The sequence below is a fragment of the Spirillospora sp. NPDC049652 genome (assembly GCF_040675125.1).
Classification (GTDB): domain Bacteria; phylum Actinomycetota; class Actinomycetes; order Streptosporangiales; family Streptosporangiaceae; genus Spirillospora.
Window position 1 is genome coordinate 1 of record NZ_JBFAOF010000117.1, and the last position, 12,808, is coordinate 12,808.

A 12,808-nucleotide genomic window follows, 5' to 3' on the forward strand; every position below is an offset into this window, starting at 1 on the left:
GCCGCCGGCCGACCGTGAGCAGCCATCCGGCGGGGTTGCGGGGCACACCCTCGCGCGGCCAGCTCACCAGCGCCTCCGCGAGGGCCTCCTGAGCGAGGTCCTCGGCGAGCGCGAAGTCGCCGGTGTAGCGGGCGAGGGCGCCGACGATCCGCGCGGACTCGATCCGCCAGACCGCCGCGACCGCCTCACGCCCGCCGCCTCCGGCCCAGCCGCCCGAACCCGGCCCGCCGCCGGCCGCGGGCGCGCCACCCTCCGGCATGTCGTCTCCGGACGGCGGCGGGCCCGCGGGGCCATGGGAGTCGGTCGTCATCTCAGAGCTGGCCGGTGGACTCGCGCCAGGCCCGCTCCTTGCGGATCCACTCGTTGTCCTGCGGGAACTCGTCGATCGTGGTGACGCGCCGGATCTCGGTCTTGAAGCCGGGGCCGGTCAGCGGCGACCGCTTGGCCCATTCGACGGCCTCCTCCTTGGACGCCACGTTCAGCAGGTAGAAGCCGCCGAACAGCTCCTTGGTCTCGCCGTACGGGCCGTCGGTGACGACGGGCGGCTCGGTCGAGTAGTCCACGACGACGCCCTCCTCGGCGTCGGCCAGCCCCTCGGCCGCGAGCAGCACGCCCGCCCTGATCAGCTCCTCGTTGTACCGGCCGACGGTCTCCAGCATCTTGCCGAAGTCGGCGTCCGCCATCGCGGCCAGGCCCTCGTCGGTGGCGCGCATGATCATCATGTACTTCACGGCTCTGTCTCCCTTGTCCGTCCGGGCCGCCGTCCGGCCCTTCACACGTAGGTCGAACGGGTGACACCGCCGATCGACACGTCCCCCGAATTTTCTCCCAGGAGTTTTCGGCCGCCTCACGCGCCACTCGTCACGGGGCCGGCCCGCTACCGCTCCATGTACGACTCCAGGCCGCGAAGGACCAGCTCAAGGCCGAACTCGAAGCGGTCCTCGCCGTCCTCGCTCGCCGCCGACAGCATCGGGCCGAGGTGCTTGACCGTGGACGGGAACCGGTCGGGGGGCAGCGCCTGGAAGAACTCCCGCACCTGGCCGAGGAACCGTCCGAGGTACTCCTCCTCCGACAGGCCGCTCGTCCGCCGCTTGGACAGGTGCAGCGAGCCCTCGTACGCGTCGGCGTGGATGTAGAGGTACAGGCGCTCGACGCCCCAGACCGCCGCGTGGGTCGGGATTCCGGCCGCCAGCAGGATGGTCAGCAGCCACTCGTTGACGCGCAGCGAGTTCGCCCCGGTGGGGATGTCGCCGAGGGCCACGCGCGCGATGTCGGCGTGCGCGGACAACACCTCGTGGATCGAGTACGAGACCTGCTTGACCTGCTCGCGCCAGCGCTCCGGATCCGCTTCGGGCAGCTCGACATCGCCGCAGATGCGGTCGAACATGACGTCGAGCAGCTCGTCCTTGTTGGAGACGTGCGCGTAGAGCGAGGCGGGGCCGGTGTCGAGCTCCTGCGCGACGCGGCGCATGCTGACGCCCGCCAGGCCCTCGGCGTCCAGGATGCGGATCGCGGTCTCGACGATGAGGTCCTGGCTGAGCGGCTGCTTCGCCGGGTCCGCCGTCCCGCCCTTGCGCTGCTTGCGCCACGCGGGCACCGGGAGGGACGCGTCCGCTGCGTCCCCGCCCGCCGCCTCCGCCGCCCTGGCCCGGGGCCTGCGTCCAGAGCCCTGCCGAGTAGCCATGCGCGCCCTCCCTCGTCCCGGACGACCGCGCCGCCCGTCCTCGAACATCGTACTCGGGGACGAATGCCGTACTTGACACGAACGACGATCGGAATGTAGAACAGTGTTCGTCGATGAACGAACGGCGTTCGTCGCACTGACCGAGAGGCCGCCATGACGACCACGACCCCGGCGACCGGCAGCGGGCCCGGCCTCGCCGCCGCCGTCCCCGAGACGCCCTACCGATGGCGCTGGATCGCCCTGCTGGTGATCCTCGCGGGCGAGATCCTGGACATGCTGGACGCGCTGATCACCACGATCGCCGCCCCCACCATCCGCGCCGACCTCGGCGGCTCCGCGGGCACCATGCAGTGGCTCGCCGCCGGCTACACCCTCGCCCTCGGCGTCGGCCTGATCACCGGCGGCCGCCTCGGCGACCTCTACGGACGCAGGCGGATGTTCCTCCTCGGCGCCGCCGGGTTCACGCTCGGCTCGCTGCTGTGCGGCGTCGCGGTCTCACCGGGGATGCTCGTCGGATCGCGCGTCCTCCAGGGCCTGTTCGGCGCGCTGATGCTGCCCCAGGGCCTCGGCCTGATCAAGGAGATGTTCCCGCCGAAGGAGATCGGCGCCGCGTACGGCCTCTTCGGCCCGATCATGGGCCTGTCCTCGGTCGGCGGCCCGGTGCTCGCGGGCTGGCTCATCGACGCCGACCCGTTCGGGACGGGCTGGCGCATGATCTTCCTCATCAACCTGCCGCTCGGCGTGGCCGCCGTCGCCGCCGGACTGCGCTTCCTCCCCGAGGCTCGGGCCGCCCGCGCCAGCCGCCTGGACCTGGTCGGCGCCCTGCTCGCCGCCCTCGGCGCCGGCCTGGTCGTCTACCCGCTGGTGCAGGGCCGCGAGCACGGCTGGCCCGCCTGGACGTTCGCCATGATGGCCGCCTCCGCCGCGACGTTCGCCCTGTTCGCCTGGTACGAGATCCGCAAGCAGCGCGCCGGCGGCGACCCGCTCGTCACGCCGGGCCTGTTCCGCAAGCGCGGCTTCAGCGGCGGCCTCATCGTCGGACTGGTGTTCTTCTCCGGGATGACCGGCTTCGCCCTGGTCTTCGCCCTCTACACCCAGCTCGGTCTCGGCTACTCGCCCCTGAAGGCGGGCCTCGCGCAGATCCCCTGGTCGCTCGGCATGATCGCCGGGTTCGGCGCCGCCCAGGCCGTGGTCCGCTTCGGGCGCCACGTCATCCACGCCGGGACGGTCGTCATGGCGGGCGGCGTGGCCGGCGTCCTGCTCACCCTGCACCTCGCCGGGATCGGCGTCAGCCCGTGGCAGCTCGCCCCCGCCCTCGTCGTCACCGGGCTCGGCATGGGCCTGCTGATGGCCCCGTTCTTCGACATCGTCCTGGCCGGCGTCGAACCGCACGAGACCGGCGCGGCGAGCGGCTCGCTCACCGCCGTCCAGCAACTCGGCAGCGCCCTCGGCGCCGCCGTCCTCGGCACCGTCTTCTTCGGCCGCCTCGGCGACCACCTCGCCGCGGACGGCCCCGCCTTCCAGCACGCGATGGACGCCACCCTCTGGACCGTCGTCGCCCTCCTGGCCGCCAGCTTCCTCGCCTCCTTCCTCCTCCCGAAGCAGGCCCGCGCCGAGGACTGACGGACGCTCCGGAAGAGGGCCGGCCGACGGCCCGGGAACAGCCCCCGGCCACGTCCCGGTAGCCCCTGAGCTGCCGGGATGTGGCATTCGTACCGCTCGAGCCGCACGTTCGGGCAAACAATTCGCCAAGCGGCCGTTTTCTCCAGGAACCCCCGAACCGGCGACGTACGGCCCGCATCTCACGAAGCGCACAGAGTCCATCGAGAACGGGGAAACAGCATGCGACTCAGCAGCAGGATCACACGTCCGGCGATCGTGGCGTTCGCCGCCGGACTGGCGCTCGCATCGGGGGCGACCGCCGCGACCGCCGCGACCGCCGGCGACCAGGAGGCTGCGGCCAAGTACCGCCTCACGCCCTACGGCTACGGCAAGCTGCGGATCGGGGAGTCCGCCAAGGCCGCCCTCCGCTCCGGCGCCATCGTGGTCAAGCAGCGCGAGCGCTACTGCATCGGCTTCGACCTCAAGGGCCACCCGACCGGCCGCAAGAGCGTCGGCGGCTACATCTCCAAGAAGTACGGGGTCGCGCTGATCACCGCCCCGAAGGGCGTCTCGACCACCCGAGGCATCCACGCCGGATCGTCCCTCGCCCAGCTCAAGCGCGCCTACCCGGGCGTCCGCCGCGACATCCACGGCTACTACGACGTCACCGCGCCGGGCAACCGCAAGGCCCAGTACTCCTTCGAGGTGCACCACGGCAAGGTCACCGAGGTCATGCTCGACCTGAAGCGCCAGGACTGCTTCAACTGACCCACGGGGAAAGGTGAGAGCGCCAGGTCCGGCCGCGACACCGGCCCTGGCGCTCTCCTTTCCGCGACCCCGCCCACACCCTGTGGATAACTTTCCATAGCCCCGAAATAGTGATGACCCCGGACAATTCGACCGCACGCTTTTCTGTCGGATCGGGTCGCTAACGTTCTGCCGTCAGCAGGGGACAAGGCAGGCGGGGGCTCGCATGGCGGACGGCGCGACGGCCAGGCGGCCCGCTCCGATGGACGGGCGGGCGAACCCCCGCTTGTCCGACCTGCACCGCCTCCTGGCGGACGAGCCGGCCGACCCGGACATCGTCGAGAAGGCGCGGCAGCGCAAGGAGGCCGCGCTGCTCGACTTCGGGATCGGCGCGAGCACCGTCGCGTCCTGGCTGTACTCCAAGTGCCACCGCCACATCGCGACCACCGCCGTCCCCACCGCCGCGGTGACCGCCACCGGTGACGGCGTCTGCGCCCTGCTCTACAACCCGTACTTCTTCCTCGAACTGGACCACGAGGGCGTCAAGTTCGTCCTGTTCCACGAGGCTCGGCACCTGATGCACCGGCACCTCTACGTGGACGAGCTGCTGCGCGACGACCCGCGGTTCACGCTCGCCGCCGAAGTGGCCATCAACCATGTGGCTCTGCTCAGGCTTCGCCGATCCGGCCTGCCGACCGTCCCGGGCCAGGACGGCGGCCCGCCTGAACCGGTCGGCGTAGACCCGCGCGCTGTCTACGAGCGGTACAAGGCAGACCTGCTGGATCAGGGCCTCACGCCCGTGTCCTATGACGAGTTCAGCCATACGGACCTCACGGTGTACAGCGAGCTACGCCGCATGAAGACCCTAGAGCCGCCCCCGTCCGCCTACTGCGTCCATGGCGTCGGAGACGGACCGGAAGGGCGGACGGGGCGGGCCGTGCCCTTGGACGACGAGACCGTCCAGCAGATCGGCGACGCGGTGCTGCGCGAGGTCGTCCAGGCCGCGCTGCGCGGCAACCAGTCCGCCCGGGACGAGATCCTCGACCTGGCCGACCGCTCCGCCGACGGCGGCGACCGGATCGAGCGGATGTGGGGCGGCCTCGGCCTGGACAAGCTGCGCGGCACCACCCCCGTGACCCGCCGCGTCGACTGGTGGCAGCGCTGGCTGACCGACGTGCTCGCCTCGAAGCTGGACGAGAGCGAACGCCTCGTCTATCCGAAGAAGCACGGCGCGATCCTGCTGGCGCTCGGCCACGAACCGATGCTGACCCGGCGCGGGCCGGAACGGAAGAAGGTCGTGCTGGTCGCGTTCGACACGTCCGGCTCGATGCCCGACTCGGTCGTCGAGTGGCTGACCACGCTCGTCGGGCAGACCGACGGGGTCGAGAGCCACTGGCTCAGCTTCGACGGCGTCGTGACGCCCTTCGTGCCCGGCGAACGGGTGCGCGGCGGGGGCGGCACCGACTTCCAGAACGTCGTCGACTACGCCGAAGGACGGCTCAAGGTCGGCGGTCGGCGCCTCGACGTCGAGCCCGACGCGGTCATCATGGTGACCGACGGCTACGCGCCCGCCGTCACCCCCGCCGAACCCGACCGGTGGATCTGGCTGATCACCGACGGCGGCGACGACTGGCCGGAACGCCACCATCCCCCCATGGCCTGCCACCGGGTCACGTCCGGACGATGACGGAGGAGAACCCACCCGTGCCCACCGCACCGACCGAGAGCCGTCCCCCGCGCGCCGACCGGGGCGAACGGCCGTGGCGGCCCACCGCGACCTTCCCGAAGCCGCCGGAGGACGGCCCCGCCGCCCGGCTCGAGAAGTTCATCGACGCGATGATCGAGACCGGGCAGACCGGGCAGATCTTCGGCGAGCACGGAATCGGGAAGACCTCCACCTTCGTCTCCTACATCCCGGCCCGCTACCCCGGCACCGAGCTGGTGGTCATCCCGGCCGCCAACCTCACCCCGGACGACCTGCTGGTCAACGCGCCCGTCCGCGACGACCGCAGCGGGGAGCTGGCGCTGCGCCAGCTCGTCATGCGGCAACTCGTCCCCGGACGCCCGTTCGTCCTGCTCATCGACGACTCGCTGCAGGCGGGGAGCACGGTGCAGTCGCAGCTCATGCAGATCGCCTGCGACTGGAGCCTCGGGGAGTACGACCTGCGCGAGCTGGGCTGCGTGGGGGTCTTCCTCACCGACAACGAGTCGACGGCCGAGACCGGCGCGCGCCGCTCCGACCTGGCGATCCTGGACCGGATGGTCACCCTCCGGCTGACCGCCAACGACACCGCCTGGCGGACGGCCCTGGCCGAGCGCTACCCCGACTGGGACCTGCGCGAGGTCTTCCGGCAGTGGGCCTCCCTCAGCCCGCACCTGCGGCACCTGTTCTCGCCGCGCACCCTCCAGCACGTCCTCGACTGCGCGCGCGCCGGGTTCCCGCTGGCGTGGGGTCTGCCGCTGCTGAACGGCAGCCGGCTGGCGCTGGTCGACCGCCGGCCGGACGGCGAACCGGGCCGCGACCACACGTCCGAGCTGCTCGACGGCATCGCCAAGGCGGTCGGGGCGAGCAACCCGGCCACCGTCGCCGACCCGGTCCGCCGCATCCTGCGCGCCGCGATGCGGAACCGCTGGGCCGTCCTTCTGCAGGGGCCGCCCGGATGCGGCAAGACGGAGATCACCAAGCAGATCTCCCAGGAGGAGACCGGCCGCCCGCCGGTCTACTTCTCACTCCCGGTGACCAACGTCGAGGACCTGTGCGTCCCCGTGCCCACCCCGGACGGCGCGCTGGACGCGCTGCTCACCCGCTCGCTGCTCGACCCCGCCCCCAAGGTGCTGGTCTGGGACGAGTACAACCGGCCGAAGGACAAGGCGACGTTCGCCAAGCTGATGGAGGTCACGCAGGAGTGGACGCTCGCCGGGCGTCCCATCCCCAACCTGCGCGCCCAGGTCGCCCTGCAGAACCCGCCGTACCACCTCGGCCGGAAGATGCAGGTCAGCAGCAACAACGTCGCCCAGGCCAGCCGGTTCACCGTCAGCTACGAGGTGCTGCCCGACGACATCCCGGCCAACGAGTGGCTGATCTCCACCTACGGCGAGACGGCCGAGACCGTCCTGGAGTGGTGGAAGAACGACATCGACGACGAGGGCCGCGACTGGGTCACCAAGCGGACCCTGGAGCGGCTGATCAAGCTGCACCGCGTCGATCTGCCGCTGGAGTCCGGGCTGATCTACCTCGGTGAGGGCGAGTTCGCGCCGGTGCCGCTGACCGCGCTGGAGGCCCGGCTCGCCGGGCTGCGGAAGACCGGGCTGACCGAGATCGCGGACGACCTGCCCGGGTGGGAGGCCCGGCTGGCGGCCGCGGCCGAGGCCTCCGCCGAGGGGACCGACGACACCGACCTGGTGCACCAGGTGTTCTCCAACGCCGAGGTGTCGCAGCTGGAGCGGAACCTCGACGTGGTGGCCCGCCTGCTCCGGTACCTCCCACCGAAGCTGCGGGCCACCTACCTCGTCGGCCAGACGCCGGAACGGCAGCGGTTCTGGGTGACGGCGCTGGCCCGGATGGCCGAACTCGCCACCACCTGACCAGGGCCGGCTAGACCGCGGCCTTCTCCTTGTCCTCCCGCTCCGGCTCGTCCTCCGGCTCGTCCTCGTCCTCGTCCTCTTCCTCCTCGTCCTCGTCCTCCTCGTCTTCGTCTTCGTCCCAGTACTCGTCGTAGTAGAAGTCGTCCTCCTCGACCTCGCGGATCATGGGGATGGCGACCGCGGACTGCTCGTGCTCGACCGTCCACGAGTTGCGGAAGAAGTCGAACCGCAGGTGGAAGTGGCCGTCGGTCTCGGTGAACAGGATCGGCGGGACGAGGAAGTCCAGCGCGCCGACCGTGATCTCCGAGTCGACGAAGCTCTTGGGGTCGATGTCGGGCCCCTGGCAGGCGGCGAAGTTGACGGGCGTCATGGCCTTCTTGCCGAGGACATGGATGAGGTCGCCCTCCACCACGAACCGGTCGGGGGCGAGGACCACCTCCTCCCCGAGCAGCAGGATCGGCGCGGGCATGACCTCCTTCTTCGCCCTGTCCTGCAAGCGCGCGTAGTGCTCGACGACGTCCTCGGTGCGCGTCATGTCGTACTCCATCCCGCCCATGTGGAAGGAGCAGCACCGGGTCGCGCTGCCGTCGCCCTCCTCCGGCTCGGGGAAGAGGCAGGACTTGTCGAACGCCACGACGGCCGATTCGCTGCGCCGTTCCGCCAGGAAGCCGGGGACCCATCCGGCGTCGGCGGCCTCGATCGCCTCCGTCTCGCACAGGTCCCGGAAGGCGGTGTCGCCGACCTTGCAGTTGAAGTAGTCCAGCAGCGTGATCGCGGCGCATTCGGAGACCGTGAGGTCATCGCCCTTGGCGAACCAGAAGTCGTAGCCGTTCGCCACGAACTCCACACCGCGGAACTTCTTGTGGACGAACGGCTCCCCGTCCACGGAATCCGAAGCGGGGATGTTCCAGTGCGCGGCGGCGACCTGGTTGAAGTAGGCGTCGGCATGCCGCGCGAGTTCGGGTGCGAAGACGCTCTCACCGGTCAGGTAGCACGCCTTGCTGAACAGCGCGCCGACCTCCGTGTAGTGCTTGAGGCGGTGTTCGGTGAAGACCAGTTCGGTGCGCAGGAAGACCTTGCGTCCGTCCTGGTAGGGAGCGCCCTCGTGCTCGTACCGCTGGTCGAAGACGACGCAGGTGAACGGCGGGATCTCGGCCAGCGAACCGCCCTCGGAAAGCTCCAGGACGGGCTGCTCCCCTCCCGACCCTCCGGTGAGGTAGAGCAGGACCGTGTACCGCGACACCTGCTTGCGTGCGGCGTCCCGGTAAGGCGTGTCGCGGTGGCGGTGGAAGTTGGAATCGCCGGGCTCGAAGCGGTTGCAGCGGAACACCGGGTTCACGTGCGAGAACCCGGTCATGACCGTTTCGGGCATCGCCTTGGCCAACGCGGGCGCCAGGGCTTGGGCGAGCAGCGCGGAATGGAAGATGAACCGCTCGCCACCCCGAGATCCGGAGTTCAGCGGCGGAACGTACAGGCCCAGCGAGTCGAGCCCCTCCAGGCAGGCGCGGGCCGTGTCGGGAAGCCGCACGGAGAACGAGTACGCCCCTTCCGCGAACTCCTCCGGACGCTCCAGCTCGAACTCCAGCGGGACGTCCATGAACAGCCGGTCCAGGGGGAGGATGTTCTCGAACGTCCGGAACGACAGCTCATGCGGATCGACGAACACCGCCGCGAGGTACTGCGCGTCCCGGATCGGACGGGCGAACGACTCGCGCACCTCCTCCGGCAGCTTCTCCGCGTCCACGAACCGCACCGCCTTGAACCGGGCCGTCGGATGCCACGTCACCCCGAGCCCGTCGAGCACCGCCGCGGGCTCGCAGACGGTCGCGTCGACCTGCGCCCGGTACCGGTCGACCTCCTCCTCCGGGGCCGTTCCGTCCGACAGGGCGAAGAACCGGTCACGAAGCTCGGTGCTCATGGGCATCTCCAGATGACGCGTAGCGCGGGTGGGAGCTGGGGGGCGTGCGCGAGCAGCTTCGCGCCGTCGGATCCGACGTCGGCGCGGTGCAGCAGCAGCCGCCGGAGCGAGCCGGCGAACGGCGCGTCGAGCAGCGTCCGCACCCCCTCCGCGCCGATCTGGTTGTAGCGGAGGTCGAGTTCGGTGAGCTTCTCGAAGCGGTGCAGCGCGGCGACACCCTTGGCCGTGACGAAGTTGCGCTGGAGGCGCAGGCTACGGACACCGCTGAAGATCGCGGTGTCGGCGAGCGCCGCCAGCCCCGCATCGCCGACGGCGCAGTACCGCAAGTCCAGCACCTCAAGCCGTCCCGGCGCGTCCGGAAGTCCGCGGACCAGGCTCGACACCGCGAGCGTCCGGGCGCCCAGCGCCCCGATCCGCAGATACGACAGGTCGAGCTCGGTGAGCCGCTCAAGGTTCAGCGTCGCGAACCCGCCGGTCTCGACGAACGAGGACGGGAGCGGCTCACCGTCCTCGTCGACGTCCTCGCCCGGTTCCCAGTAGTCCTCCTCGCCGGCCGGCGACTTGATCCGCAGCGCGGTCACGAACGGCGACCGCAGCACCCTCCCGATCTCCACGGGCGCGTCTTCGGACCACTCGACCGCGACCCGGGTCATGAACCCGTACCGCCGTTCGAGCACGGTCGCCCCTTCGGGCAGTTCCTCGTCCCAGCCGCTCTCGTGCGCCTTCACCAGCGCCGCGAGCTCGCGGTCCAGGGGCTCCGTCCGCCCGGGGCTGGTCCGGGCCCGCCGCTGCTCCAGCCGGATCACCTCACCCCGCGCGTCCCCCTGCCCCCTGAGCCACTCCCCGTACACGTTCCAGAGGTCCAGATCACCGGGGTCCTCCCGCAGCCTCCGCTCAACCGTCTCAATTTCCACCCCCAGCACATTAGGGGCTTCGACCGACAAAACATTCGCCACTCAATTAACCCGAGCACCGCAGCCGCTCGACCACTCCCGAGAAGTCCACAAAACCAGACACAAAGCGTCTTCCGATACTTGGCACCCAGAATCCCCACACAGAACCTGAAATTGCCCGAGAGCCTGACTCAGCCGATCCATCCGACGCCGCCGCGACGCCCGCCCTCCCCCCCAAGATCACGAGGTTTCCGGCGCGGAGTACGATCACGCCACAGCTCTCGGCACTCGGTCCGCCACCCGCCAGGCGGTCCACGAAGCAGGTGAGACTCATGACGCAGTCGATGAGATGGCAGGGCGGAGCCAACATCCCGTCCGCCGCGTTCGGGCGGATGACCAGCAGCTGGCCACGGGCTTCACTGACCCTGAACCACTCCACGCTCGTGCTCAAGTTCGTGCTCTCGACGTTCACGCTGACCCCGGCGGACGTGGCCGTGATCTATCCCTGCGGGGGCTTCACGGTCAGCGGCGGCCTCGGCATCCAGACCACTGACGGCCAGGTCCTGGTGTTCTGGACCACCGAGACCCCGACCATCCTCCCCGCGCTGGAGGCCGCAGGCTTCCCCGTCTCGCCCGAACCCCGGCCGGTCTACCAGGAGATCCGCGCCTCCCAAGCCCCCCGAAAGCGCGGAACGCCGACTTCCGGAAAAGCGCTCGCCATCCGCGCCGGCCTCTTCCTGGTGGGACTTCTCTGGTGCGTGCTCTCCCGGCCGTTCCTAGCACCGCACAGCTCACTGCTGCAGTTGCTCGTCCCCGGGGGCTTCGTCCTCGTCGTCAGCGGCGTCGGCTACTACATCCACCGCAACCGCCACCCCACCCAGCGCTCAGAGGACCGAAAGCCCTAGACCTCCAACCAGCTCCGGCACACGGACGCCCATCGCCCCAGCCGCCCAGCCGAGGCGTCATCGACCCACGTGAGCTGGAACGATCCTTCGAGCGGATCAAGGCAGACGCGAAGCTCCGACGCACCCGCTCTCACGATGTACCGCGGTTGCTGTCACCGTTGCTGTCAAAAGCCCCCACCGGATATCCGACGGGGGCTCTGAGGTGGTGGGCGTCTTCCGATGCTCGTTCCCCCGCTTTCCCCTCGCTCTCAGCTCACGTCACCGTGCGGCGCTACCTCAGCGCTCTTCACCACCCCTGCGTGGTGTCCACGATTTGTCCGTTATAGGAGCCGCCAACGCAGGGGGCCTTCCCCCAGATCAGGGGAAAGGTGCCGCCCCCGTCCTGGCACTGCTTGGGCGTGATGTCGGCCGGCGCCTTCTCCGAGGCCAAGGCCGAGCCGGCAAGCGTCACCGCGGTGAGCGTCGCCCCGACGGCCATGACCGCTGTCGCGGCAAGTCCGGTGATGGTGCGCATGATGCTGATCCTCTCGTCGAGACCCCATCTCTCCACGATTACTATCCGCATCCATTGAAGTCACACTATGTAATCGCCTCTGGTCCTGAGATTCTGTGTCGAACGAACCGAGCGGCGATCAGCCCGCAGCCGGCCGTCCCGCTGTCAGACCGGCTGCTGCGCGAGCACCAGGCGGCCGCGCACCCGAAGGCTTCACAGAAATGAAAATTGGGAGAGCCCCTGATCTGGGCAGTGATCTCCACCATCGCCCCACTGAACGCGAAAACCCGCCGGTGATCCGGCGGGTTTTGGCTTGTGGGCGTACCAGGACTTGAACCTGGGGCCTCATCCTTATCAGGGATGCGCTCTAACCGACTGAGCTATACGCCCTCAGCTGCGTCGCCGTCTTGCGGCGACGCATGAGAGATTACCGCATGCCGGAGCGTGGACGGTAATCGATGATCACTCGGCCTCCTTGAGGGTGACCTCGACGCCGCCGACCAGGTCGGCGGCCAGGTTGTAGATCACCGAGCCGACGGTGGACAGGGCCGTGATCAGCATGACGTTCAGGGCTCCGACCAGGACGGTGTAGCCGAGGACGCGGGTGAAGGAGAACCAGCTGCCGGCGTCGACGCCGCCGCTGTCCTCGCCCTGCTTGGAGGTCAGGTCCTGGACGGTGCCGGCGATGGCGTCGAAGACGCCGAGGCCGGACAGGATCATCCACAGCACGATGACGGCGACCAGCAGGACGACGAAGCAGACCAGCGACATCACGAAGCTGAACTTCATCACCGACCAGGGCTCCAGCCTGGCGAGCTGGAGCTGGGCCTTGCGGGCCGTCTTGGCGGACGCGGCCGGCCGCGAGGGGCCGGCCGGCGACGGCGCGGGACGGGCCGGCGGGGGCGTGGCCGGACGGTCCTTCAGGACCGTGCCGGCGAACCCGCGGCCGCGGCGGCCCCGGCGCCGGGCGGCGGGTTCGCC

At 70.1% G+C, this 12,808-nt stretch carries 12 protein-coding genes and 1 tRNA gene; 5 read left to right on the forward strand and 8 right to left on the reverse strand.

The window, feature by feature from the left end; translation table 11 throughout:
- The 3 genes from AB0J52_RS11030 to AB0J52_RS11040 form a co-directional block, all read right to left on the reverse strand.
- A partial coding sequence (locus AB0J52_RS11030) for a sigma factor (RefSeq protein ID WP_500181411.1) occupies window positions 1–259 on the reverse strand: 259 nt, incomplete at its 3' end.
- A gap of 52 nt (window positions 260–311) precedes the next feature.
- Complete coding sequence (locus AB0J52_RS11035; protein ID WP_500181412.1) at window positions 312–731, reverse strand: YciI family protein; 420 nt, start codon at window positions 729–731, stop codon at window positions 312–314.
- A gap of 146 nt (window positions 732–877) precedes the next feature.
- Window positions 878–1,684, reverse strand: coding sequence for a TetR/AcrR family transcriptional regulator (locus AB0J52_RS11040; protein WP_500181413.1), 807 nt, complete (start codon window positions 1,682–1,684; stop codon window positions 878–880).
- A gap of 153 nt (window positions 1,685–1,837) precedes the next feature.
- Here AB0J52_RS11040 and AB0J52_RS11045 point away from each other — a divergent pair, with 153 nt between their 5' ends.
- The 4 genes from AB0J52_RS11045 to AB0J52_RS11060 all read left to right on the forward strand — a co-directional run bounded on the left by AB0J52_RS11045 (window position 1,838) and on the right by AB0J52_RS11060 (window position 7,618).
- Complete coding sequence (locus AB0J52_RS11045; RefSeq protein WP_500181414.1) at window positions 1,838–3,307, forward strand: MFS transporter; 1,470 nt, start codon at window positions 1,838–1,840, stop codon at window positions 3,305–3,307.
- Between the two features lie 219 nt (window positions 3,308–3,526).
- Window positions 3,527–4,054, forward strand: a complete 528-nt coding sequence (locus AB0J52_RS11050; protein WP_500181415.1) for a hypothetical protein — start codon at window positions 3,527–3,529, stop codon at window positions 4,052–4,054.
- A 265-nt stretch (window positions 4,055–4,319) separates the two neighbouring features.
- Window positions 4,320–5,720 (forward strand): DUF2201 family putative metallopeptidase, encoded by a 1,401-nt coding sequence (locus AB0J52_RS11055; protein WP_500181416.1) that lies wholly within the window; start codon window positions 4,320–4,322, stop codon window positions 5,718–5,720.
- 17 nt (window positions 5,721–5,737) lie between these two features.
- The gene (locus AB0J52_RS11060; protein WP_500181417.1) at window positions 5,738–7,618 is read left to right on the forward strand and encodes an AAA family ATPase; all 1,881 of its coding nucleotides are present in this window, start codon (window positions 5,738–5,740) and stop codon (window positions 7,616–7,618) included.
- Window positions 7,619–7,628: 10 nt separating this feature from the next.
- On the opposite strand, the gene AB0J52_RS11065 is transcribed toward AB0J52_RS11060, so the two are convergent.
- On the reverse strand, window positions 7,629–9,536 hold the full coding sequence (locus tag AB0J52_RS11065; protein WP_500181418.1) for a hypothetical protein: 1,908 nt from the start codon (window positions 9,534–9,536) through the stop codon (window positions 7,629–7,631).
- Window positions 9,533–10,450, reverse strand: a complete 918-nt coding sequence (locus AB0J52_RS11070; RefSeq protein ID WP_500181419.1) for a hypothetical protein — start codon at window positions 10,448–10,450, stop codon at window positions 9,533–9,535. The genes AB0J52_RS11065 and AB0J52_RS11070 overlap by 4 nt, the downstream gene beginning before the upstream one ends.
- A 311-nt stretch (window positions 10,451–10,761) precedes the next feature.
- Between AB0J52_RS11070 and AB0J52_RS11075 the strand changes: the two genes are divergently transcribed.
- Window positions 10,762–11,334, forward strand: a complete 573-nt coding sequence (locus AB0J52_RS11075) for a hypothetical protein (protein WP_500181420.1) — start codon at window positions 10,762–10,764, stop codon at window positions 11,332–11,334.
- A gap of 286 nt (window positions 11,335–11,620) precedes the next feature.
- On the opposite strand, the gene AB0J52_RS11080 is transcribed toward AB0J52_RS11075, so the two are convergent.
- From AB0J52_RS11080 to AB0J52_RS11090, 3 genes are all read right to left on the reverse strand, one after another.
- Window positions 11,621–11,848: a hypothetical protein gene (locus tag AB0J52_RS11080; protein ID WP_500181421.1), complete on the reverse strand. Its 228-nt coding sequence runs from the start codon at window positions 11,846–11,848 to the stop codon at window positions 11,621–11,623.
- A 295-nt stretch (window positions 11,849–12,143) separates the two neighbouring features.
- Window positions 12,144–12,217: transfer RNA gene (locus tag AB0J52_RS11085), tRNA-Ile, on the reverse strand.
- 72 nt (window positions 12,218–12,289) lie between these two features.
- The coding region (locus AB0J52_RS11090; RefSeq protein ID WP_500181422.1) for a DUF3566 domain-containing protein at window positions 12,290–12,808 on the reverse strand (519 nt) is incomplete at its 5' end.

Bases quoted from the DNA above. Each gene is read 5' to 3' on its own strand.
- AB0J52_RS11040 (WP_500181413.1), bottom strand. From the start codon at position 1,684: ATGGCTACTCGGCAGGGCTCTGGACGCAGGCCCCGGGCCAGGGCGGCG.
- AB0J52_RS11080 (WP_500181421.1), bottom strand. From the start codon at position 11,848: ATGCGCACCATCACCGGACTTGCCGCGACAGCGGTCATGGCCGTCGGG.
- AB0J52_RS11050 (WP_500181415.1), top strand. From the start codon at position 3,527: ATGCGACTCAGCAGCAGGATCACACGTCCGGCGATCGTGGCGTTCGCC.
- AB0J52_RS11065 (WP_500181418.1), bottom strand. From the start codon at position 9,536: ATGAGCACCGAGCTTCGTGACCGGTTCTTCGCCCTGTCGGACGGAACG.
- AB0J52_RS11075 (WP_500181420.1), top strand. From the start codon at position 10,762: ATGACGCAGTCGATGAGATGGCAGGGCGGAGCCAACATCCCGTCCGCC.
- AB0J52_RS11045 (WP_500181414.1), top strand. From the start codon at position 1,838: ATGACGACCACGACCCCGGCGACCGGCAGCGGGCCCGGCCTCGCCGCC.